This window comes from Methylocystis sp., from assembly GCF_051061285.1.
In the GTDB taxonomy this organism is placed as follows: Bacteria; Pseudomonadota; Alphaproteobacteria; order Rhizobiales; family Beijerinckiaceae; genus Methylocystis.
Map to the genome: position 1 here is coordinate 31,572 of NZ_JBPFEA010000045.1, position 22,931 is coordinate 54,502.

Below are 22,931 nucleotides of genomic sequence, written 5' to 3' on the forward strand. Positions count from 1 at the left end.
GACAGTGGCCATGGGTTCGCCAAACGAGGAACGCTTTCTTCTGCGACGGTCTCTAAGGCGATTTGGCGAGGCCTGCGCTCGCGAGCTGATCGCTTCGTGTTCCAACCCTATCTCTCTTAGGACGCTACTGCGTCGGCGACGCTGCGAGGCTCGCGCCAAGTGGGAGATCGGTATGGAGAGAGCCGAACAGTCAAACGCAGCTGGCCCCCGATGCGCCGGCGCAGCGCGGCGGTGACGCCAGGTGGCGTTCGCCGGAAAAGCTCTACTCGCCGGCGTCGGGGTCGCCCTCGTTCTAGCTTTGGCCATCCTGTTCTTCGCTGGGTCGGGTCTCTACAACGTCGCGGCCAGCCAGCCCCATTGGGCGCTCACGCGCTGGTTCCTGGACTTTGGTTTGCGGCGTTCCGTTGCGACGCACAGCGCCTCCATCACGCCGCCGCCGCTCGATGATAAAAATCTGGTGATCCTCGGCGCCGGCCATTTCGACGCAGGCTGCGCGCCTTGCCACGGCGCGCCGGGGGGCCACAGCGACCCGATCGTTGATCGCATGCTCCCAGCGCCGCCCGAACTCGGCGGCGCCGCAACCAACTGGTCGACGGAGCAGCTCTTCTGGATCGTCAAGCATGGTCTGAAGTTTACTGGAATGCCGGCGTGGGTCGCGCAGCAGCGCGATGACGAAGTGTGGGCCGTCGTCGCTTTTCTGCGCGCCCTTCCGCAGACGAGCGCGAGCCAATATCGGCTGTTCGCCATCGGCGACGTCGAGGCGCGGCAGAATGACGGCGCTGAGATCGCCCGGAACGGCATGACGATGGAGGCGCTGACCCGATGTGTGCGCTGCCATCGCGGCGATGCGCGTCCCAGAAGCGCGCTCGTGCCCCGCCTCGCCGGACAGTCACAGGCCTATGTTGAACGCGCGCTACGCGATTTCGCCAGCGGTTCGAGGCCGAGTGGAATCATGGAGCCGATCGCCGTGGCGCTGGACGCCGCCGCGATCACGGCGCTGAGCGCATATTACGCTCGCGCGCCGAACCTCGCTCCAAGCGCGCCGCCGATAGAGTCGAACGCCGATCAGATTGCGCGCGGAAAAGAAATCGCGACAAAGGGCGTCGCGGAGTCGGGCGTTCCGCCTTGTCTGGTTTGCCATGGCGACAACAGGGCGCCGTCCTTTCCAAAGCTCGACGGCCAATACGCGCCCTATATCCTCGGCCAGATTGACCTGTGGAAACGCGGGCTGCGCAAAAAGTCGGGATATGGAGCGATCATGGGGACGATCGCTTCGCGTCTGACCGACGCGCAGGCGCGAGACGTCGCCGCCTATTTCGCCAGCGTCGCGGGGACAACGCCGGAGAAGTCACAACGGACCCCGCCGCCGCGTCGTGGAGGCCCCCGTGCGCGATAGACAGCGATCCTTGCGCATCGCCCGCGCCGCGCCGGTTGCTTGCCTACTGCTTGTGGGATGCGAGGGCGTTCAATCGACGCTCGCGCCGACCGGACCAGAGGCGCAACATATTGCGCAGCTCTTCTGGGTCATGGTCGCGGGAAGCGGCGCGATCCTGTTCGCCGTCATTCTCCTGACGGCGATCGCGCTCTTTGCGTCGGCGCGCCGCCGGGCGTTCCTGGCCGGCGACACTGTCGTGCTTGCCGGCGGGCTGATCTTCCCCGTCGTCACGCTCTCCGCGCTCCTCATCTACGGACTGGTTATGCTCGGCGCGGGGCCGGGAAAGATGGCGGCGAGTCCGGATCGAATAGAGGTGGCGGGCGAGCGCTGGTGGTGGCGCGTCGTCTATCGCGACGACGCCGGCTCTGCGGTCGAGAGCGCCAATGAGCTGCGCATTCCGCTCGGCCGCGCGGTCGAGATCGAACTCTCCAGCGACAACGTCATCCATAGTTTCTGGGCGCCGAGATTGGCCGGCAAGCTCGATATGATTCCCGGCCGCAAGACCGCGCTGACGCTGAGCGCCGAGACAGCTGGCGTGAGCAGAGGCCAATGCGCGGAATATTGCGGCGGGGTGCATGCGCTGATGGCGTTCAACGTCGTGGCGATGCCGCAGAATGAATATGACGAATGGCGATTACGGGAGTTTCAGCCTGCGCAGGAGCCCACAACGCAGGAGACGCGAGAGGGCAAGGCGCTGTTTCTTTCGCACGGCTGCGGCGCGTGCCACGCAATCCGCGGGACGCCTGCGGCCGGCCGGCTCGGACCCGATCTTACGCATGTCGGCGGCAGAATCTCGATTGGCGCCGCGATCCTCGCGGCGGACGAAGCCTCCATCGCGCGATGGATCACGCACAATCAAGACATCAAGCCCGGCAATCTAATGCCGGCCTTTGACATCTTCAGCGAAAGCGAACTGCTCGCCCTGTCGCGCTATCTCGCGAGCCTGCGTTGAAGCCGCGCCGCCGTCTGGGCGCGTCTTTTACATGCCCTGGACGACGGGTTCGCCGGCGTTGAGCCAGGCGAGGATGCCGCCGCCAAAATGTGTGTCGGCGTCGCGCCGTCCCAGGAGCCGCGCCTGCTCCATCGCCGACACCGAGCGCTTGCCGGAGCGGCAATAGATGATCACTTGCTGGCCCTCGCCGGCGACCGGCAGTTGGCTCGGATCGAATTTCGACAGCGGATTGAAGATCGCGCCGGCGATGTGGCCCGCAGCATATTCGTCAGCCTCTCGCACGTCGACAAGCAAGACCCGCCCTGTTGCAAGTCCCGACTTCAACTCCTCCAGACTGATGTCGTTGAACTGACTGCCTGCGCTCATGACGTTTATTCCTCCGATCGATCCTTCGCATGATGTCTTCGCTGTCAAGGCGTCGCCTATCCCGTATTGCGCAAGCCCGCCGCAATGCCGTTGATCGACATCAGGATGCCTTCGCGAATGTCTTCGCCGCGCTCTCCCGCGCGATGGCGGCGGATCAATTCGACCTGCAGATAGTTGAGCGGCGCGATATAGGGGAAGCGGTGCCGGAGCGATCGCGCGAGCGTCGGATTGTCGGCGAGCCGCTCCTTGGAGCCGAGAATTTTTTCAAGCGCGTCATTCGCGCGCGCATGCTCCGCCTCGATCATGCCGAAAATGCGCGCGGCAAGCGCCTTGTCCTCGACGAGTCCGGCGTAATGATGCGCGATCGACATGTCGGTCTTGGAGAGGATCATGTCGATGTTCGAGAGCAGCGCGCGAAAGAACGGCCATTCTTCGCTCATCCGGCGCAAGAGCGCGAGCCGCGCCTTCTCGTCCTCTTCGATGAAATGCGCGATCGCCGAACCAAAGCCGTACCAGCCCGGCAGCGCGACGCGCGCCTGCGCCCAGGAAAAGCTCCACGGGATCGCGCGCAGATCCTCGATGCGGCGCGATGGTTTGCGCGAGGCGGGACGCGAGCCGATGTTGAGCGAGGCGATTTCCGAGATCGGCGTCGACGAAAAGAAGAAATCGACGAAGCCCTCGGTCCCATAGACAAGGCCGCGATAGGCGGCCATGCCGGCCTGCGATAATTCTTCAGCAGCTTCCAAGAACTCCGGCGGCGGAGTCTTGTGCGCGGAGAGCAGCGTCGCTTCCAGCGTCGCCGCGACGAGCAGTTCGAGATTGACATGGCCGATCTGCGGATTGGCGTATTTCGCCGCGATGACTTCGCCCTGCTCGGTCAGGCGGATCTGCCCGTTCACCGTGCCCGGCGGCTGCGCCAGAATGGCGTCGTAGCTCGGTCCGCCGCCGCGTCCGACGGTTCCGCCGCGCCCATGGAAAAGCCGCAGCGTGACGTTCGACGCCGAGGCGAAAAACTCCGCGAGCGCCGTCGAGGCGCGGTACAGCTCCCAGATGCTCGTCAAGATCCCGCCGTCCTTGTTGGAGTCGGAATAGCCGAGCATGACGTCCTGCTGCCCGCCGGAATTGACGACGAGCTTGAGGATGCCAGGGAGCGCATAAAATTCCTGCATGATCGGCGCGGCGTTGCGCAAATCCTCGATCGTCTCAAAAAGCGGCACGATGATCAGATCGGCGATGACGCGCTGAGCGTCGCGCGGATCGAGCGTGCCGCGCATCAAGCCGCATTCCTTCTGCAGCAGCAGCACTTCGAGAAGGTCGCTGACCGTTTCAGTGTGGCTGATGATGTAATGGCGTATCGCTTCATCGCCATAGAGCCGTCGCATCTCGAGCGCGCGTTCCATGATCGTCAATTCGCTCGTGGCGCGGTCGCTGTATGTCGCGCCGGGCAGGCGCACCGGCCGCGGATCGCCGAGCAGCCTCAGCAGCAACTGCTGCTTCTCGGCTTCCGGGAGCGCGGCGTAATCATCGACGACGCGGGCGGCGCCGAGAAGCTCGACGATAGTTTCTTCGTGGCGGTCGGAGCTCTGCCGCAAATCGAGCGTCGCAAGGTGAAAGCCGAAGACTTCGACGGCGCGGATCAGCGGCTCGAGCCGCTGCGTGGCGATGACTTCGCTGTGATGCACCCGCAGCGACTCATCGATGGTGACGAGGTCGGCGAGCAGCGCCCAGGAATTGGCGTAGGGCTCGCCCGGCGCCACGGCGTGGCGCGCCGCCTGGCCGCCGGTCAGCTTCTCCAGCGTGCCGGCGAGGCGCGAATAGACGCCGATGAGCGCGCGGCGATAAGGCTCGTCGTCCCGATGCGGATTGTCGTCGCCCGAGCGGGCGGCTAGCGCTTCGAGCGCCTTGGTGCAGCCGGCGTAACGCCGCGAAATCGAAAGTTCTGCGCCGAGCTCATGCACTTCGATGAGATAAAAGCGCAGCACGGTTTCGCACTGCATGCGCAGGGCGGTCGAAAGCGACTCCGCCGTCACGTTCGGATTGCCGTCGCGGTCGCCGCCGACCCAGGCGCCCATGCGCAGGAATGGCGGCACGCGCAGTCCGTCGAGACGCTGTTCGATGTCCGCGTAAAGGCGCGGGATCTCGCGCAGGAAGGTGCTGCGATAATAGCTCAGCGTGTTCTCGATTTCGTCGCGCACGGTCAAGCGCGAATGACGCAACAGCTCGGTCTGCCAGAGCTGCGAGACGCGGGCGCGAAGCTGCATCTCGTTTTGCGCGCGCTCGGCCTTGCCGCGCATATGCTCGCGCGCGGCGAGCAGTTTGAAGATCGCGTGTTCGGCGTCGAGCAGGCTCTTGCGGCGCACTTCCGTCGGATGCGCGGTCAGCACCGGCGAAATCCAGCCGCGCGCCAGCGCCTGGGCGATCTTGCCGGCGCCGACGGCGGCCTTGCGCAGGCGCGCGAAGGTGGTGGCGAGGCTCGGCGCGCCGGTGAAGGCGCCGCTCGCCTGGGCGCGGGCGCGCTGCTGCAGCGGATGCAGGTCTTCGGCGATGTTCGCAAGATGCGAGAAATAGCTGAAGGCGCGAATAACGGTGCGCGCCTCTTCCGCCGTCAGCGCGCGCAGCAGCGCGTCGAGATTCCTGTCAGCTTCGGCGTCCTGGTTGCGGCTTGCGGCGACGGAGAGCCGCCGGATCGTCTCGATGCGTTCGAAGGCCGCGGTTCCTTCATGTTCACGAACCGCGTCGCCCAGCAGGCGCCCCAGAAGGCGAATGTCCTCGATGAGCGATTCGTCGCCCTTCAAGGCTTCAGGGTCGGCGCCCGCCGCCGGAGCGGTCGTAACGAGATTTTCCTGCGCCTGCGTCTCGAGCTGCATACTATCGCGACCTTTAAACATTTCGCGCCTCAAGGCGCCTCCAGGGCAGCTATAGCAGGCTTCGGGCGCCTTTTCGACGCGGCACTTGTTCGAGGCGACGTCGCCCCTTATAGACGTCGGCGACGATGCGTTCCGCCTAATCTCCGCACTTCGCGGCGCTAATGGTCAAAGCCATGCTCGACACAACCGAAATTCTTATCTTCGCCGGGGTCGGCCTGGTCTTTGCCTTGGGCCTGCTTGCATTCTGCAAATGGTCGGGCGCGGCCGTCCAGCGGATCGCCGCCTATGCGCTGATTGCGCTGTGCTTCCTCTACGTCGGCTTCGCCTTTCGCGCTGAGGAGCCCGGCCCCTGGGTCGGCGTCGAAATGACCGGCGTCGCCGTCTTCGGCACGCTCGCCGGCATGTCGATTATCGGCTCGCCGTGGTGGGTCGTCGCGGGCTTCGCGCTGCATCCGCTCTATGCGATTTACTTTCACTATATCGGCGCCGCCTCGCAATTCGCCCCCGCGCCCTTCGTGATCGCCAATGCGGCGTTCGACGTCGCGATGGCGCTTTTCGTTGCTTATGCCGCTCTGCGCGGCGGGCGCAAGAGCGCAACGCGCGCCGAGGAGACGTCTGAGGCGCCGCAGCGCAAACTCGCCGCGCGGTCCCAGCATCGCTCGCAGAGCCGCGACGCCGGAGGTCCGGCGTGAACGCGCCCGCGGACTTCTCCTTACGCTCCGATTGGCGCGTCGAAGAGATCATCGCCATCCATGATCAGCCGCTGCTCGATCTCGTCGCGCAGGCGAACGCCGTTCATCGCCGCTTTCACGACGTCAATGACGTGCAGAAGGCGGCGCTGCTGTCGATCAAGACCGGCGGCTGTCCGGAAGACTGCTCCTATTGCCCGCAATCGGCGCATCACCGCGAAGTGAAGCTCGACCGCGTCGATCTCCTGGAGACGGCGGAGGTGCTCGCCGCCGCGAGAACCGCCAGAGAAGCCGGCGCCGATCGCTTCTGCATGGGCGCCGCCTGGCGCTCCGCGCCCGAGGGCAAGCGCTTTGACGCCGTGCTCGACATGGTGCGCGGCGTGCGCGGGCTCGGCATGGAGGCCTGCGTCACGCTCGGCATGATCAACGAGTCGCAAGCGCGGCGCCTCGTCGACGCGGGGCTCACCGCCTATAATCACAATCTCGACACCGGCCCGGAATTCTACAACGAGATCATCACCACCCGCACCTATCAGGACCGTCTCGACACGCTCAAGGCGGTGCGCGGCGCGGGGCTGGAGATGTGCTGCGGCGGCATTATCGGCATGGGCGAAAGCGTGAAAGATCGCGCCGGCATGCTGCAGACGCTGGCGTCGTTCGATCCGCATCCGGAAAGCGTGCCGATCAACGCGCTGGTCGCCGTCGAGGGCACGCCGCTCGCCGGGCGCGCGCAGATCGACCCGCTCGATCTCGTGCGCATGATCGCGACGACGCGCATCGTGATGCCGAAGGCGCGGGTGCGGCTCTCCGCCGGCCGCTCTTTACTGTCGCGCGAAGCGCAAATTCTCTGCCTCGTCGCCGGCGCCAATTCGATCTTCTGCGGCGAGAAGCTGCTGACGACGGGCAACGCCGGCGTCAATGAAGACGATGCGCTCTTCGCCGCGCTTGCGGCGCGTGAGGCGTGCGCCCCCGCCGCGTCCTAAGAGTCCTCGGCCGGGCCGAAGATCGCCTCGAAATTCCTGCGCAGCGCGGCGTCGACGGAACGCAATTCCGCCGCGACGCCGAGGTCCGCAAGGCTGGTGACGCCAAGATGCGCGTCGCGCACGCCGCACGGCGCGATGCCGGAAAAATGCGTCAGATCCGGAGCGACATTGAGCGCGACGCCGTGGAAGCTCACCCATTGCCGCAGCCGCACGCCGATGGCGGCGATCTTGTCTTCCGCCCTTTCGCCGCCTGGTCCCTTGGCCTTCTCCGGCCGCTCGACCCAGACGCCGACGCGGGCGGCGCGCCGCTCGCCCGTGACGCCGAAATCGGCCAGCGTCGCGATGATCCATGATTCAAGCGCGCAGACGAAGGCGCGCACGTCTCGCCGGCGGCGGGTCAGATCGAGCATCACATAGGCGACGCGCTGCTTGGGTCCGTGATAGGTGAATTGCCCGCCGCGTCCGGTGCGATAGACGGGGAAGCGCGCCTCGAGCAGATCCTGCTCTTTCGCCGAGGAGCCGCCGGTATAGATCGGCGGATGTTCGAGCAGCCAGACGCATTCACGCGCCTCGCCCGCGGCGATCGCCGCGGCGCGCGCCTCCATGAAGGCCACCGCCGCCTCATAGGGGACGAGATCGTCGCTGACGCGCCATTCGACCGGCGGCGCAGCTACGGGCGCGCGCATCGCCGTATCAGCGGCGGGCGCAGGAGGGCAGGCGGCTTGGCTCATCGCGTCACTTTACACCAAACCGAGGTCCTAAGCGTCGGCCCGCTTGTCATCTGGGAGCCGATTTGTTAGACGCAGCGCGCCGGCGCTTCGCGTTAAGCGGAGCGTCCTTGCGGCCGTGGCGGAATTGGTAGACGCGCTAGCTTGAGGTGCTAGTTGGGCAACCAGTGGAGGTTCGAGTCCTCTCGGCCGCACCAAGGTTAGCGCCATAAAAGCGCCCCGAGTTCGTCCGGCCGGATTACGGCGCCGCAGCGGGCAAACATCAGCCACATTCCCCAAGGTAATATGGTTGCGCTGGCGCTTGGTCAGTGCAAGCCGCCTGCTCGATCTTCGCAAATGAGCGCGCCGCGCGCCTTGTGCGCAGACGCGAGGCGTTCGACGCCGCTCTTTTGGTTCGACGGCGCCCGGAGAGGGAAGCATGGCTGTGTCGTTAAGAGACCGCAGGCCGCCGCCAAAGGCCGATACTATCGAGACGCGCGCCCGCTATGCCTGGCATGATATCGAAGGCGACTGGCGCGCGGCGTCGCCGCCGCCGGCGGGTTCGCGCCGCCCGTCCTACGCAACGGCGTCCGATCGCAACTTCGAAAGGGTCGAGCGGTTCTTCTACATTGGCGCCGTGGCGCTTGTCGTCGTCGGCACCGCGATCGTCGTCGGCTCCGCGTTCTGGGGAGAGCTTCCCCAAAATGGCGATCCCGCAGATTCGATGACGCCTCAAAAAATAGCGCCTCCCGCGCCGCGCGGGGCGCCGAGCCAAGCGGGTTCGGGGGCGCCGGCCGCCAATTTGGGATTGCAGGAACAGCCGCCTTCGATCATCGCCGGACCGGTGGCGCCGACAGCGGCGCCAGAACGCGCCGCATCGGCGCAGGACGGCGCGGAATCGGCGCCGGGCGCTCAAGCGTCGAACCCTCTCGCGTCATCCCTCGCGAACCTCGAACTCGAGCCGGAATTTCTCAGCGACGGCATCGCAGGAAAGCGCAGAGCGGCGCGCCGCGGGGGGCAAGATGAATCGGCGGCGACGGCGAACGTCGCGGCTGACCAGGAGCCGGCCGTGTCCGAGGCGCGAACCGGCAAATGCTACGTCAGGATTGCGGGACGCGTGCTCAATAGCGGCGTCTGTCAGATCTCGCGAAAAGGCGGCGCGGTGGTCTTCCAATATTCCGGTCAGACGCTGACGCTTTCTCCGGCCAGGGGCAAAACCTGGTCTGCGGCGCTCGGCGGCAAGACTCTCGGAAACGTTTACAAGAGCGGGTCCTGCTGGGGTTCGAAGAGCACGTATATCTGCGATCGCGGCGGGTAGAGCGCGGCTCGCGAAAAAGTGGGAACCGGTTTTTCGCGTAGAACGCGCTCTAAACTTTGGGACGATTCCGCCCAAAAGCAGCGTGATCTAGGCGGCGCCTCGCGCAGCCTTAAAGCGCGCATCCCGATCACATTGCGCTAAGGCGCGCCGGATTTCGGCGCCTCTTGCGCGCCATGGTCATGCTCATGGTCCTGCGCCTGCGGCGCCTGCTTCGCCTTTGGTCCAAGCGTCTTGGCGATGATCGGCTCTGTCGTCGAGGTCCAATCCGGACCGGCGGCGACGATCGGGGTCGGCGCGTCGCCCGGAACCATGTGGACGAGCGAATAGCCGCGCTTTTTCAGTTCGCGCAGGAATTCGGGCAGCATCTGCGCGGTGATCGCCTGCGAATCATGGAAGAGCACGATTCCCTTGCGGTTCTTTTCAAGCCGCGACAGCACGAGGTCGAGTTCGGCCTTGGGCGTCATATGCGACCAGTCCGAGGCCCACAAATCCGAGCCGAAGATAGTGTAGCCGCGCGACGTGAGGTCGGCGACGAGCGCGGGCGTATCGGCGAAGCCGGGAAAGCGGAAGAAGGGCGCGGCCGTTGCGCCGAGCGCCTTGTTCACGGCGGCGATCCCTTTGTCGATGTCGGCCTTGGCGGCGTCCTCGCTCATCAGCCTCAGGGTCTTGTCCGGATGGCTGTAGGAATGGTGGGCGATGGTGTGGCCCTCCGCGGCGGCGCGCTTCACCAGAGCGGGCAGGCTTTCCGCATTCCGGCCGATCAGAAAGAAGGTCACGCGCGCGCATTCCTTGGCGAGCGCGTCAAGCACTTGCGGCGTGGGAGACGCCGGTCCGTCGTCGAACGTCAGCACCACCTCATGATCGCGCAGATCGAGCGTGCGCGGATAGCTTTGCAGGCCGACCGCCGTTCCCTTGGCGCGGTCGATTTCGATGACGCGCGACACGCCAAGCGCGTCGGGTCCGCAGGTCCGTTCCGCGGCGGCGGCGGCGGGCGGCATGTTAAGTACGCCGGCGGCCGATAAAGCCGCCAGCAGCATGAGCGCGAACCGCAGGAGGGGAGCGGCGACGGGCGCTTCAGTTCTTTTCAGCAGTAGAAAAATGGCGGTCATGACGGCTTGCCGGTTTGATTTCTCGCGCCCCCGGGTTAAGAGCGCGACCATAATATAGCGCGGGACCGCCTATGCCGCTCGATCATGAAGATACGGCGACCCCCGCCGAGGACTTCCGCGACGGCGGAGAGGCGTCTCTCAGCCGGGAATTCGTTCTGGACGTCGAAGGCGCGGTTGCGCTGGGCGACGCGGAGCGGATTCACGAACTCGTCGGCGACCTCCATGAGGCGGACCTTGGCGCTCTGCTGGAGCTGCTGAGCCACGAAGCGCGCCCCCGTCTTGTCGAGCTGATGGGCGCGGACTTTGACTTTACGGCCCTGATGGAGGTCGGCGAGGCGACCCGCGAGGAAATCCTCGACGAACTCCCGGTCGAGACCCTCGTTGAAGGCGTGCGCGACCTCGAAAGCGATGACGCCGTCGCCATTCTCGAAGCGCTCGAGCCGAAAGAGCAGGCGGAGGTCCTCGATGCGCTCCCAGCGCAAGAGCGGATCGTTCTGCGCCGCTCGCTGGACTATCCCGAGGATTCCGCCGGGCGCCTGATGCAGACGACTTTTGTCGCCGCGCCTCCCTTCTGGACGGCGGGGCGCGTGCTCGATTTTTTTCGAGAATGCGGCGAAGAGAATCTGCCCGAGAACTTCTTCGAAGTTTTCGTCGTCGATCCTGGCTACCGGCTGCTCGGCACCGTTTTCCTCGACGCTCTGGTGCGGGCCAAGCCAAGCGTGCGGCTCGATGAAATCATGCAGGAGGATCGGCGGCGGGTGAAGGCGACCGAGGACGGCGCCGAGGCGGCGCGGCTCTTCGAGCGCTACAATCTCGTTTCCGTGCCGGTCGTCGATGAATCCGAACGGCTCGTCGGCGTGTTGACCATCGACGACATCGTCGACGTCATCCAGGAGCAGGCCTCGGACGAGATACTGGCGCTCGGCGGCGTGAACCCCGAGGAAGAGCTGACCGACAATTTCTGGTGGATCGCGCGGAGCCGCTTCACCTGGCTCTCGGTCAATATGCTGACCGCCTTCATCACCTCCAGCGTGCTTAAGCACTTTCAGTTGCAGCTAGAACAAATGGTGGCGCTGGCGGTGCTCGGACCGATTGTCGCGGGGCAGGGCGGCAATTCCGCGACCCAGACCATGACGGTCGCGGTGCGGGCGCTCGCCACCCGCGAGCTGACCCGCGCCAACGCTATGCGGATTATTCTCAGGGAGCTGGCCATCGGCGCGGTCAATGGCGCGGCCTTTGGTCTGGTGACCGGCGTCGTCGCCGCAAATTGGTTCCATAATGTTGGGCTTGGGCCAGTCATCGCCTTGGCGATGTTCACGAATCTGGTCGCCGGCGCGCTCGGCGGCGTTGTGGTGCCGCTCGTTTTCGACCGGCTGAAATTCGACCCCGCGGTCTCCTCGGGGCCCTTTGTGACCACGATCACCGACGTGGTCGGCTACAGCTCCTTCCTTACAATCGCCAGTTTGTGGTTCCATTTGGGCTGAGGCGCGTCGGCGCGTTTACGCTCCGTTACCGCCTGCGGGGATAATTTGGAGAAATGCGCTCGTTGAAATGTTTTTCCCTGCTTTCCTCCGCCCTCGTGTGCGCCGCATTGGCGGCGACGCTCGCCGGCTGCGGCAGCTCCTATGATCCGAGCTTCTCGCGCCGGCCGCGGTTCCAGACCAGCGCGCCGCTGATCAATCCCAAGCGCGACCCGAGCTTTCTCGCCTACGCCGTGCCGGAGACCGATCTGCATAAATTCCCGGCGACGCGCAGCGCCGAATTCGCCGTCCACGGCATCGACGTCTCGAAATATCAGGGCAACATCGACTGGGAGCAGGTCAAAGACGCGGGCGTCTCTTTCGCCTTCATCAAGGCCACGGAAGGCGGCGACCGGGTCGACTCGAAATTCGCCTACAATTGGGCGGCGGCGAAGGCCGCCGGCGTGCCGCGCGGCGCCTATCACTTCGTTTACTGGTGCCGCCGGCCGCATGAAGAGATTGGCAATTTCGCCAGCGTCGTGCCGAATGAGCCCGACGCGCTGCCGCCGGTGCTCGACGTCGAGGCGACGCCGACGTCGGGAACCTGCAAACGCACGCTCTATCGTGAGGAAGTGCTGCGCGACATGAAGGACATGCTCACGCAGATGGAGCGCCATTACGGCAAGAAGCCGATCATCTATTCCTCAGTCGACTTCTATCAGGCGATCCTGCACTCCGACGCGCTGTCCGAATATCCGATCTGGGTCCGCTCGACGAAATATCATCCGAAGGTCCGTTACGGCGACCGCAAATGGACCTTTTGGCAGTATCGCTCGGACGGGCGCGTGCCGGGCATCACCGGCGCGGTGGACCAGAATACGTTCAACGGCTCAGCCGATCACTGGCGAAGCTGGCTCGCGTATCAGACCGGCCTGGCGGCGCCGCCGGTCGCCGCGCGGCCGGCCGACGATCGCGGCGGAAAGCAGCTCATCGAGGAAGATCCGGCGATGCTGTCGGGCGGCGAAAGAAACGCCTATGACAAGGCGGCGAGCGCTCCCGTCCCGCCGGCCGCCATCCAATAGGGCGGAAAGCCGATCGGCCCTGCTAAAAGCCGATCGCCGGGGTAGCCATGGGGCGAGATTTCGCGTATAGGCGCAACGCCAGTTTCCGCCGCGTGGCGCTCCCGCCCGCGGCCTTCGTTTAGAGAGAGAATAAATGGCCGTTCCGAAGAGAAAAACCTCGCCGATGAAGCGGGGATTCCGTCGCTCCGCCGACGCCCTCAAGGCGCCGACCTATATCGAGGACAAGGATTCCGGCGAACTCCGCCGGCCGCATCACGTCGACCTCAAATCCGGCATGTATCGCGGCCGTCAGGTGCTGAAGCCGAAATCCGTCGAGGAATAACCGCTCCGACGTGTGAGGAAATGAAAGCGGGCCGCGAGGCTCGCTTTTTTGTTTTCGAACAGTCATATGGGGTAGGATTTTATCATTTCCCGGCGGTCGGGGATCGCTCCGGCCAAGCGAAGGTCTGGGCGTCTTCTGCAAAAGGCGTCCTTGCCGGGTAGTATCCTGCGGAGGGAATACGCGTGAATAGCGTTGATATAGCTATAGTAACTTTTTTTGCAACATTGCTTGCAGGTATATTTGGATTTTCTATTACTCTACATCTGAAAGAGAGCTGGCTTGACGGAATATCTAGGGATCAATTCAAAGCCGTGAGAAACATGATTGCTTCATTGCTTGCAGTATGTCTCGGATTTTTATTGGTAACGGCAAAAAACAATTTTGATAAGAAAGTTGACGAGGTCAGAATGCAGGCGTCCAAGGTTATTTTATTGCATCGCGTGTTGGATTTGTATGGCGATGAAGCCAACGAAGCGAGAACAAAAATAATAAACGCTTTGCAGGGTCAGATCAATCTATTGCAGGTCGCGAGCGGAAATTACATCGATCAAAAAGAGGCTTTTAAAAAAGCCAAGATCGATTCATTTCGCGAAGCGGTGCTCTCTTTAGAAGACGAAGATCAGAAAAAATCATGGGCGAAGACGACCGCTCTCAGTTTAACGCAAGAAATTACCGGCATAAGATGGAAAATATATAGCGATTTGAACGCCAATATACCGCTGCAGGTGGTCATATTCCTGATCGCTCTGCTCGTGACGGTTTTCTTTAATTTCGGCGTCATCTCGCACCATCATTGGACAGCGGCGCTTGGGCTTATCACGGCGTCCATATGCGTCTCCGGGGCGATCTTTCTGCTGGTGGAGCTCGATCGGCCATTCCAGGGATTTTTCACTGTTCCAACCGACCCTCTGAAATCTGCAGTCGATATTATTAAAACCGGCTAGATATACTTGTGTATTTCTTCGGCGCGATAGGTTTATTTTGTCTTTCTCAAACAGAGGCGGCCGCCAGAGCCGCGCCTTTGCTTTCGGGCGGACAGATCTCGCCAGCGTTCATCAGCGCCGCTTCTGGGCTGTCGCGAGCAGCGGCAGCAGCAGCGCGCGCGGCGCCGCCGCCGAGCCCCAGACGAACATGCGGTTGACGAGGCCCGGCACAATGACGCGCTTGCCGGCCATGAGGCCCTCATAGCCCTGGCGGGCCACTTCCGCCGCCGGCAGCATCGCCGGCTTCATCGCGCCCATCACGCCCGAGAAATCGAAGCCGGCCCGCGCCTGGAAGCCGGTCTGCACCGGACCGGGACACAGGCACGCGACCTTCACCCCCAGCGGCTTTAATTCCTGCGACAGCGCTTCGCTGAGCGAGCGCACATAGGCCTTGGTGGCGTAATAGACGGCGAAGCCCGGCCCCGGCATGAAGGCCGCGACCGAGGCGACGTTGAGCACGCCGCCTTTCGCCGCGACGATTGACGGCAGAAAGCGCAAGGTCAGCGCGGTGACCGCGCGCGTATTGAGATCGACCATCGCGAGCTGCTCGGCGGCGTCGAGGTCGATGGCGCGCCCCATGAGGCCAAATCCCGCGTTGTTCACCAGGAATTGCGGGGCGGCGCCGGCCTCCGCCAGGCGTGCTGACAGAGCGTCTGCGGCGCCCTCGGTTGTGACATCGAGTTCGATGGGGAGCGGGCGGACGGCGCCATTGGCGGCGATTTCGTCGGCCAGCGCCTCCAGCCGCTCGCCGCGACGGGCGATGAGCGCGAGCTCGTGGCCGTTGGCGGCGAAGACGCGGGCAAGCGCCGCGCCGATGCCGTCGGACGCGCCGGTGATGACCGCGACGGGGCGCGTCACTGTTCGTCCTTGCCGCGCGACCAGGGGCCGGTTGGGGCCGGCGCGGCGGCGTCGCGGAACTCGCGGCGCAGCTCGACGCGCTCGCGCGTTGAAACGCCGAGCAATTCGGCGACGCGCCAGACCACATTCTCCTCGAACTCGTGAACGGCGCCGTCGGCATGCGCCATGTCCCAGAGCATGCCGACGATCTGCCGGCGCCCGTCCTCATCGAGCCGGCGCTTCAGCACGCTCGTAAAGCGATAGAGGTCGACGGCGTCGCGCTCGCTCTCCTCCGCGGAGTCGATCAGTTCGGTCGCCGCGTCGCCTTGAAGGCCGAAGCGCGCCTCAACGAGCTGATGAATGCGCGCCCTCTCCTTGTCGTCGAATTCGCCGTCGACCGAGGCGATATGGACGAGAAGCGCGGCGGCGGCGAGCTGATAGTCGGCGGCCTCAAAGGCCTTTGGCCGCTCGGCCTCGCCGGTGAGGTCGTTGATGAAGTTTTTGAGAGCTGAGAACATGGGCGGCGAAGCTAACGGGGCGGGAGCTGCGTTGCAAATCTGTATAGATCATGGGACGGGGGAAGGGTAGCGGCGGGGAGGGTAGCCGATTCGGCCAATCTGCTGCTTATAACCCGTCTCGGCATTGTTCGTCGTTCAGCTCGACGCGGCGACGATAGATACGCGCTCGCGCGAACTCGCGCACTGGCTCGCAGAGCGCCGGATAAGTCATTGTGAGGGAAGAAATCGAACCGAGCGGTTCTCAATGCCAGTCGAGGCGGTGGATCGGCGTTTCGCCGCAAGTCGCGCGGCTTGATCAATCAGCCGGCGAATGGCGCCGAGCGGGACCAGTCGGGGCGCCGGTCGCTGGTTTTCTGTATCCAGCATCCAACGGCGTACGGGGATGGTTCACCATCAACCTGCATGCGACGTCCCCGAGCCGACGCGCAAAGCCTTCCAATGAGTATCTCTCTTCGTATAGCGCGCGCGTATCGCTCGCCACCGGATCGCTTCGTTCGCTCATGGCGCGACACTTGACCATGGCGGCGGCGAATTCGCTGGCGTCATTCGCAATATAGACGTTGCGAAGCTGTGACGGATCGATCTCCATGCCCCTGAACGCCTTCGACGTCGCGATGACCGGCAGTCCGCTGGACAGAGCTTCCACGGTCTTGATTGAAAGGCCGTGGCCTTCTCTTGTTGGGAGGAGAATGATAGCTGCGTCGGCGTAGGCGGCGTCTATATCGGCGATCCTGCCGCGGAAAAGATTGTGATGTTTTTCATACAACGGCCTGTCACGCCTTTTCACGCCATCGGCGATGTCGCCAAAAATCGAAATCGACATTTCAGGAACATGCGGCACAATATATTTTAAAAACCATCGGACGCTGATGTAGTTGGCGGCGTTGTCGCCAGCGATAAAAATAGCCCGATCGCCATTGGGGCGGGGAGCCACGGGGGCTATCGACGGATAGATCAGTTCGTGACGAGACTGAGGCAGCAGCTGGCCGAACGTCGCATACTCTTCCGAATTCAAGTGAATGCACAGGTCGGCGCGCTCGATCCATTCGAGTTCGATCGCGAGCATGCTGTTGTAGCGAACATGCGGCGGAATGCTAAACCCAGCGCGATTGCGTAGCTCGTACTGCCGCGCCTGAATGTCGTGAGTGTCTAGCACGACGGGAATGCGGCGCCTTTCGCGCATTCTTTCGACGAACGGCATCACGAAGAAATGGTTGGCGTGGATCAGGTCAATGGCGCCCGTATCGAGCGCTTCGGGCAGAGGCGCGCGCTTCACGAGCTCGACGAGCCAGGTTGCGTGGTCGCCATGGATCAAGGGCAACCAACCGTCCTTTAGGAGCGCTGTCCTGAAGAGGTCCGCGATCGTGGCGGATGATTCATATCTCTCGTCGGCGGCGAGGTCCTGACTATGCAACCTGTAGTTCTTCCAGCGCTCGCCGTGGCCGATCGAGGGTGTGACATCGTCCATAAGCGCAACGGAGAGCACGCGCGCTCCAAGTTTCTTATAGGCCTTTATTTGACTAGCGATGACCTGATGCGTTCCGCAGGAATGCCATGCAGGATGCACGACTGCGATGGTTTTTCCCGATAGCGCGGCGCGGCCCGGAGCTGATTGGTGTATCGACATCCCGATGACCCCCTTTGGGTCCTCAAGGTCGGATTGCCTGGAGACATTTATTTGCTCAGTTTGTTTCGTTTTGTTTCGAGTTCAGCTTTGGCCAGCGACACCCTTGCGATCAGGCCGCCGCCGGTCCGCTCATCCAATGTGAGGCGTCCGCCGTGAGCTTCCACGATCGCGCGCGCGATCGCCAAGCCCAGCCCGAATCCCTCGTTTGCGTTCGAGGACGCGCCGACGTCGCCTCGCTCGAAAGGCTCCAGCATCGATTCCCTCTGTTCCTGGGGGATGCCCGGACCCCTGTCGACGACCTCGACAACCGCTGCTTCATCGTTTTCCAACAGCCGGACCTCGGGGCTTTCCCCGTATTTTACCGCATTGTCTAAGAGGTTAGAGAACGCGCGTTCCAAATCGTCTGGACTGCCCAGAACGTTTAAATGATCGATTCCGTCGTAGCGCGCATTGGCCCCCACATCGACGAACTGATCGACAACCGCCTGCAGCAGGCTCGCCAGATCCAGCGCCACGACGTCCTGCTGGAAACCGCCGCGCAAGTAGTCCAGGCAGCCGCGGACCATCGCTTCCATCTGGTCGAGGTCACGCAGCAGTTTCACTTTCGTGTCGCTGCTTTCGATGTATTCGGCGCGCAGACGCATTCGCGTAATCGGAGTTCGAAGGTCGTGGCTAACGGACGTCAACATCCGCGTTCGCTGAGAGGCCATCTCGGCGATACGACGCTGCATGCGATTGAAGGCCCGCGTCGCCTTGCGGACTTCTTGGGGACCGGTCTCAGGTAGCTGCGCCGGGACGCTGTCGAGGCCGAAGGACTCCACAGCCTTGGCGAAGTTGGTGAGCGGACGCGTGAGCGACAGAGCGGCCCATAAGGAGAAGACGAACAGACTGATCGCGACGAAGCCGACGGTGACTATCGCGAGCCGAGGAAATCCGGGAGGCCGGGCGGGAGCGTCGAGCAGGAATTTCTGCCCGTCGTGCAACGACCCGCTAAATAGTTTGTCGCCGTCGTGGGCTACGATCTCGACTCCGGTGGGAAGGCGATCTTGGAAATAAACTGGCGGGCCCCCGTTGCGCGCGGCGACTCCTGGCCCTGAGAGCGCGACGTGAAAGCCTGGAAGGTTTGCATTAAAGGCTGCGGCGATGGTTGGCCTTTCCGCCGCGGAGGCGGCGTCCAACGCCGTCAGGGCCGCCACGACGATGGAGGCGCTCAGGTCGCGAGGGCGGTCGCGAGCGGGTTCGGATAGGAAAAAGATTGCGGTCACCGCAGCGTGGAACAGCCCGACGCATAGGAGAAGGAGAAGTCCCAGCTGCACATTGATGTTTCGGAGCGCAGACGTTTTCAATGAACGCTGACTTTCGCCGTGAACGTGTAGCCCATCGAGCGGATCGTCTGAATGAGCGTCGGGTCTCGCGGGTCATTCTCGATCTTTTGACGAAGCCGGCTGATCAGGATGTCGACGCTCCGCTCGGTCGTGGACGACGCCTTCAGCTCGTCGCGCGAGAATATTTTTCCAGGATTACGGCAGAGCGTCAGCAACAGGTCGAATTCCGCGCTGGTCAGAATCACCCGTACGCCGGTCGGGCCCAACAGGCGCCGCGTGGAAGAGTCCAGGAGGAATCCAGAAAACCTATAGGCGCTAATTTTCTGGGACGACTCAAGATCCGGGGCGGTCCGCCGCAGGACGGCCCCGATGCGCGCGAGCAGTTCACGCGGAACGAAGGGTTTGACCAGGTAATCGTCGGCCCCGAGTTCGATTCCAAGTATCCGGTCAGTGTCTTCGCCGCGCGCGGTCAGCATGATCAATGGGGGGCTTCCAGAGTTCCGCAAGCGCATGCAGATGGAAAATCCATCCTCATCGGGAAGGTTGATGTCGAGCACGATGAGATCGACCTGCGCGCTCGCGAGAACCTCGTCCATCTGTCTGCCGTCACGGGCAAGCATCACCTCAAACCCGTTGTCGCTGAGATATTTCGATAAGAGCGATCGAATATCCTCGTCGTCCTCTACGACGAGGATCCGCCGCCTATCGGCCGCGCTTGACGCGGGTTCGTTCAAGGTCGGAGAGTTCATTTCCTCGCGGCTCCGAGCCAGCGGCGAGTTCCAAACCTATAGTTTCGCACGGCTGTGTCGAGATTCTGGCGCGTTTGTTTCATTTTGTCGCGTGCAAGGCAGCCCATTGCAGCCTCCTATGGAACGCCATTCCGCCACCTCACGCCCGGAGGCAGTCTGAATTCGAACGAACGCTGGCGTCGCTCAAGGAGCCGGCTTCAAAAATAACTTCAGGATAGAACCGTAGCAAAAAATCTCGGTAATGATGAAGTACATATAAGATAACGCCTCTCGGCAAAGCATCTCGCCATTCCGTGCTGCTTCCACAGCGATAGTGCGACGAGAGATCTATCACGCCCTGTTGCCGGCCGGTCATCGCAGCAAACGAAAACCTATCAGGATCAGGCATTGATGCATTTCTTAAGACCTCCGTTCGTGACATTTCGCGAAAGAAGTTTGCTGCGTTTGCGGTTATGTCCTCCATGCGTAACGTAACGATTCGTGAGTCGTCGTAATTCCACGAGATCATGTCGTACAAAGGACCGTTCGTCTCCGGCTGAAAGTGACTCGATTCCAGAAATGACAAGGTCAAGGCCATGCCGACGTCTTTGTCGACTTCACTTAAAACAGTCCTCTGACGAGCCAGGAAGTCCCATCCATCAATCGGATGTGTTCGGAGGTGGGAATAGTAGGCGGAGACGACTACACTCAGGGGATTTCTTATCACATGCATGCATTGCATGTTCGCAGATATATGGTTGTTTATGTCAGAATAGTCAGCATTCAGCGCGACAATGACGTCATTGCCGGAGTTGAGCGCCATTTCCATGGTATATCCTGACTCTGGGCATTGACGTCCCCACGGGATCGCGATGTATTTAAAATTATTCTCGCGGCAAATATCCATAACTATCGATGTTAGCCAGATCGATGCGCACTTGTGGTGCGTAAATAATGCAAGTTTTTTACGCTTATTTAGCAAATATCGAATGCGATTGGCGATATGAACAGCGTTTATCACTTTAGTCTCTGATGCCTAGCAGAATAGCTTATTGCTCACGGCTTGGCCGGGCAGGTGGACGCCCGAATGTTCCGCACAGGAGTGTCGAGATTCCGGCTCGCCAGTTTCATTTTGTTTCTGACAGCCGGGCGTATCTGTATTTCGTAAGATAAATCACGGGTTTAATTTGGGCCCTGACTTGCCGAGATGGAGTTCGCCCGCCGCCCGCCGGCCGGCTGCAGTCTCGCGGATGGCGCTTGTGAAGCCATTTACCTGCAGAGTCTTGTACGTAAGCACATAAAGAAATCTTTATATCTTTATTGCCTTTCTCGGACGCCCCTGCTATAGGCTGGCTCCGAGCCGCTGGGCTGGACCAGCGGCGGGAATTCGGTTGAGCCGTTCGCTTCGCGTTTCGTTCCATTGGCGTGTCATTCCATGCAGGCCGCAGGCCTGTCCGGGAATCCAGCGCCGACGTAGAAATGCTGGCGTTGCTGTGGATTGCCGACCGCTTCGCTCGCCGAGGGGTCGCCGAAGGAAGGCTTTGCTCGGATTCGCCATCGCTTCGCCCAGGCGAAGCGTCGGGAATGACCGCCGCGACCGAGCGCGCACGAGAAACAGAAGGATTTCGCATGACCGCACATCACTTTAACGATTTCGCCGTCACCGACCTTTCGCTGGCCGAATGGGGCCGCAAGGAAATCGCCATCGCCGAGACGGAAATGCCGGGCCTGATGGCGACCCGCGCCGAATATGGCCCGTCGCAGCCGCTCAAGGGCGCGCGCGTCGCCGGCTCGCTGCATATGACCATCCAGACGGCGGTGCTGATCGAAACCTTGAAGGCGCTCGGCGCCGACGTACGCTGGGCCTCCTGCAACATCTATTCGACGCAGGACCACGCCGCCGCCGCCATCGCCGCGACCGGCACCCCGGTCTTCGCCAAAAAGGGCGAGAGTCTTGAGGACTACTGGGATTACACCCACAAGATCTTCGAATGGGGCGACGGCGGCTGCCCGAACATGATTCTCGACGACGGCGGCGACGCGACGCTGCTCATCCACCTTGGCCTGCGCGCCGAGCAGGGCGACGTCGCCTTCCTCGAAACCGCCTCCAATGAAGAAGAAGAAGTTCTCTACGCCTCGATCAAGAAGCGCCTGAAAGCCAATCCGGGCTTCTACAAGCGCAACGCCGAGGCGATCAAAGGCGTCACCGAAGAGACGACCACCGGCGTGCATCGCCTCTACGTCATGCACAAGGAGGGCAAGCTGCTCTGGCCGGCGATCAACGTCAACGACTCGGTGACGAAGTCGAAATTCGACAATCTCTATGGCTGCCGCGAGTCGCTTGTCGATGGCGTGCGCCGCGCCACCGACGTGATGATGGCCGGCAAGGTCGCCGTCATCGCCGGCTATGGCGACGTGGGCAAGGGCTCGGCGGCGTCGCTGCGCAACGCCGGTTGCCGCGTGCTCGTCACCGAAATCGACCCGATCTGCGCGCTGCAGGCGGCGATGGAAGGCTATGAAGTCACGACGATGGAAGACGCCGCGCCGCGCGGCGACATCTTCTGCACGGCGACCGGCAATGTCGACGTCATCACCGTCGACCATATGCGCGCCATGAAGGACCGCGCCATCGTCTGCAACATCGGCCATTTCGACTCGGAGATTCAGGTCGCCGGCCTGAAGAACCTGAAGTGGCACAATGTGAAGCCGCAGGTCGATGAGATCGAGTTCGCGGACGGCAAGCGCATCCTGCTGCTCGCGGAAGGGCGCCTGGTGAATCTCGGCTGCGCGACGGGTCATCCCTCCTTCGTGATGTCGGCGTCCTTCACCAACCAGACGCTGGCGCAGATCGAATTGTGGACCAAGCAGGGCCAGTATCCGGTCGGCGTCTACACGCTGCCCAAGCACCTCGACGAGAAGGTCGCCTCGCTGCATCTCGACAAGATCGGCGTGAAGCTGACGCAGATGACCGATGAGCAGGCCAAATATCTGAACCTGCCGAAGAACGGCCCGTTCAAGCCGGACCATTACCGCTACTGATGGGATGAAGGAGTCTCGCTCCCCTATGGGGAGCGAGACCGTCGGCGCGCGCCACTGGATCCCACGGACCTCCAGGCGCACGAAAACCGAGACGTTGTGGAAATGCGAGCCTGGAGGCTCGCGGTCCGATCTGAGCGGTCGAAGGGACTTTGTCACGTCTTCGCCGCGGAGGACCAGGGCCACTCCCTCAGGGCGCGAGGCGAGTCCAGCGACGACGGGATTGTTTTCGATCTAGGCGACCGTGTTTCCTACGTCGTCCTCGTCGCGCATATAGCGGTCGAAATAATCGGGCGCCCAAAGCGAACCGACACCGCCACGCGCATGATTGATTCTACGAGCGGTGAACGTCTTCCAGCTCTTGACCACGTCGCCGAGACGATAGCCTTCGCGAAGCGTCATCAGCACATGAACGTGATTGGGCATGACGCACCAGCCATGAAGGTCGTAGCGCTGGCCGGCGAAGGCGCGCAGCGAGTCAGCCACCATATTCGCGTGGTCCGGCTGGGCGAGAGGCGAATCGCCCTCGCCGCTATCGAGCCAGTTCTCCAAAATTCGGATGCGCTCCTGCTTATCCACGCAAGTGG

At 62.7% G+C, this 22,931-nt stretch carries 21 protein-coding genes and 1 tRNA gene; 11 read left to right on the forward strand and 11 right to left on the reverse strand.

Features of this window, described 5'->3' with window-relative positions; all coding sequences use genetic code 11:
- The first annotated feature begins 241 nt into the window (after window positions 1–241).
- Together ACR65T_RS15585 and ACR65T_RS15590 are read left to right on the forward strand one after the other, a co-directional pair.
- A complete protein-coding gene (locus ACR65T_RS15585) occupies window positions 242–1,396 on the forward strand; it encodes a c-type cytochrome (RefSeq protein ID WP_434497351.1) in 1,155 nt (384 codons plus the stop codon).
- A 10-nt stretch (window positions 1,397–1,406) separates the two neighbouring features.
- Complete coding sequence (locus tag ACR65T_RS15590) at window positions 1,407–2,387, forward strand: cytochrome c oxidase subunit II (RefSeq protein WP_434497488.1); 981 nt, start codon at window positions 1,407–1,409, stop codon at window positions 2,385–2,387.
- A gap of 27 nt (window positions 2,388–2,414) precedes the next feature.
- On the opposite strand, the gene ACR65T_RS15595 is transcribed toward ACR65T_RS15590, so the two are convergent.
- On the reverse strand, window positions 2,415–2,753 hold the full coding sequence (locus ACR65T_RS15595) for a rhodanese-like domain-containing protein (protein ID WP_434497352.1): 339 nt from the start codon (window positions 2,751–2,753) through the stop codon (window positions 2,415–2,417).
- 56 nt (window positions 2,754–2,809) lie between these two features.
- Window positions 2,810–5,620, reverse strand: a complete 2,811-nt coding sequence (gene ppc, locus ACR65T_RS15600) for a phosphoenolpyruvate carboxylase (protein ID WP_434497353.1) — start codon at window positions 5,618–5,620, stop codon at window positions 2,810–2,812.
- 161 nt (window positions 5,621–5,781) lie between these two features.
- On the opposite strand from ppc, the gene ACR65T_RS15605 reads away from it, so the two are divergent.
- Together ACR65T_RS15605 and bioB are read left to right on the forward strand one after the other, a co-directional pair.
- Entirely contained in the window at window positions 5,782–6,312 is a 531-nt protein-coding gene (locus tag ACR65T_RS15605; RefSeq protein WP_434497354.1) for a PTS sugar transporter subunit IIA, read from the forward strand.
- Window positions 6,309–7,292, forward strand: coding sequence for a biotin synthase BioB (gene bioB, locus ACR65T_RS15610; RefSeq protein ID WP_434497355.1), 984 nt, complete (start codon window positions 6,309–6,311; stop codon window positions 7,290–7,292). Before ACR65T_RS15605 ends, bioB begins: the two co-directional genes overlap by 4 nt.
- On the opposite strand, the gene lipB is transcribed toward bioB, so the two are convergent.
- Window positions 7,289–7,978, reverse strand: coding sequence for a lipoyl(octanoyl) transferase LipB (gene lipB, locus ACR65T_RS15615; RefSeq protein WP_434497356.1), 690 nt, complete (start codon window positions 7,976–7,978; stop codon window positions 7,289–7,291). The two genes, bioB and lipB, sit on opposite strands and share 4 nt — an antisense overlap.
- A 154-nt stretch (window positions 7,979–8,132) precedes the next feature.
- Here lipB and ACR65T_RS15620 point away from each other — a divergent pair.
- Window positions 8,133–8,217: transfer RNA gene (locus ACR65T_RS15620), tRNA-Leu, on the forward strand.
- Window positions 8,218–8,438: 221 nt separating this feature from the next.
- The gene (locus tag ACR65T_RS15625) at window positions 8,439–9,317 is read left to right on the forward strand and encodes a hypothetical protein (RefSeq protein ID WP_434497357.1); all 879 of its coding nucleotides are present in this window, start codon (window positions 8,439–8,441) and stop codon (window positions 9,315–9,317) included.
- A gap of 137 nt (window positions 9,318–9,454) precedes the next feature.
- On the opposite strand, the gene ACR65T_RS15630 is transcribed toward ACR65T_RS15625, so the two are convergent.
- Window positions 9,455–10,426: a polysaccharide deacetylase family protein gene (locus ACR65T_RS15630; RefSeq protein WP_434497358.1), complete on the reverse strand. Its 972-nt coding sequence runs from the start codon at window positions 10,424–10,426 to the stop codon at window positions 9,455–9,457.
- Window positions 10,427–10,497: 71 nt separating this feature from the next.
- Here ACR65T_RS15630 and mgtE point away from each other — a divergent pair, with 71 nt between their 5' ends.
- The 4 genes from mgtE to ACR65T_RS15650 all read left to right on the forward strand — a co-directional run bounded on the left by mgtE (window position 10,498) and on the right by ACR65T_RS15650 (window position 14,234).
- Window positions 10,498–11,910 carry a magnesium transporter gene (gene mgtE / locus ACR65T_RS15635; RefSeq protein WP_434497359.1) on the forward strand — a complete coding sequence of 471 codons (1,413 nt, stop codon included), beginning with the start codon at window positions 10,498–10,500 and terminating at the stop codon, window positions 11,908–11,910.
- A gap of 53 nt (window positions 11,911–11,963) precedes the next feature.
- On the forward strand, window positions 11,964–12,968 hold the full coding sequence (locus ACR65T_RS15640) for a glycoside hydrolase family 25 protein (RefSeq protein ID WP_434497360.1): 1,005 nt from the start codon (window positions 11,964–11,966) through the stop codon (window positions 12,966–12,968).
- Window positions 12,969–13,101: 133 nt separating this feature from the next.
- Complete coding sequence (rpmF, locus tag ACR65T_RS15645; protein WP_014891260.1) at window positions 13,102–13,290, forward strand: 50S ribosomal protein L32; 189 nt, start codon at window positions 13,102–13,104, stop codon at window positions 13,288–13,290.
- Between the two features lie 182 nt (window positions 13,291–13,472).
- A complete protein-coding gene (locus tag ACR65T_RS15650; RefSeq protein WP_434497361.1) occupies window positions 13,473–14,234 on the forward strand; it encodes a hypothetical protein in 762 nt (253 codons plus the stop codon).
- Between the two features lie 111 nt (window positions 14,235–14,345).
- Here the strand turns inward: ACR65T_RS15650 and ACR65T_RS15655 are convergent, their stop codons facing one another.
- The 6 genes from ACR65T_RS15655 to ACR65T_RS15680 all read right to left on the reverse strand — a co-directional run bounded on the left by ACR65T_RS15655 (window position 14,346) and on the right by ACR65T_RS15680 (window position 20,137).
- Window positions 14,346–15,131, reverse strand: a complete 786-nt coding sequence (locus ACR65T_RS15655; RefSeq protein ID WP_434497362.1) for an SDR family NAD(P)-dependent oxidoreductase — start codon at window positions 15,129–15,131, stop codon at window positions 14,346–14,348.
- A complete protein-coding gene (locus ACR65T_RS15660; RefSeq protein WP_434497363.1) occupies window positions 15,128–15,628 on the reverse strand; it encodes a TerB family tellurite resistance protein in 501 nt (166 codons plus the stop codon). The genes ACR65T_RS15655 and ACR65T_RS15660 overlap by 4 nt, the downstream gene beginning before the upstream one ends.
- Window positions 15,629–15,923: 295 nt before the next feature.
- A complete protein-coding gene (locus ACR65T_RS15665) occupies window positions 15,924–17,114 on the reverse strand; it encodes a glycosyltransferase (RefSeq protein WP_434497364.1) in 1,191 nt (396 codons plus the stop codon).
- Between the two features lie 188 nt (window positions 17,115–17,302).
- On the reverse strand, window positions 17,303–18,520 hold the full coding sequence (locus tag ACR65T_RS15670) for an ATP-binding protein (RefSeq protein ID WP_434497365.1): 1,218 nt from the start codon (window positions 18,518–18,520) through the stop codon (window positions 17,303–17,305).
- Between the two features lie 77 nt (window positions 18,521–18,597).
- Window positions 18,598–19,329, reverse strand: coding sequence for a response regulator (locus ACR65T_RS15675; protein ID WP_434497366.1), 732 nt, complete (start codon window positions 19,327–19,329; stop codon window positions 18,598–18,600).
- Between the two features lie 139 nt (window positions 19,330–19,468).
- Window positions 19,469–20,137, reverse strand: coding sequence for a hypothetical protein (locus ACR65T_RS15680; RefSeq protein ID WP_434497367.1), 669 nt, complete (start codon window positions 20,135–20,137; stop codon window positions 19,469–19,471).
- 800 nt (window positions 20,138–20,937) lie between these two features.
- Between ACR65T_RS15680 and ahcY the strand changes: the two genes are divergently transcribed.
- Complete coding sequence (gene ahcY, locus ACR65T_RS15685) at window positions 20,938–22,347, forward strand: adenosylhomocysteinase (protein WP_175093215.1); 1,410 nt, start codon at window positions 20,938–20,940, stop codon at window positions 22,345–22,347.
- 231 nt (window positions 22,348–22,578) lie between these two features.
- Here ahcY and ACR65T_RS15690 read toward each other — a convergent pair whose 3' ends face one another.
- On the reverse strand, window positions 22,579–22,923 hold the full coding sequence (locus ACR65T_RS15690) for a transposase (RefSeq protein WP_434497368.1): 345 nt from the start codon (window positions 22,921–22,923) through the stop codon (window positions 22,579–22,581).
- Window positions 22,924–22,931: the final 8 nt, after the last annotated feature.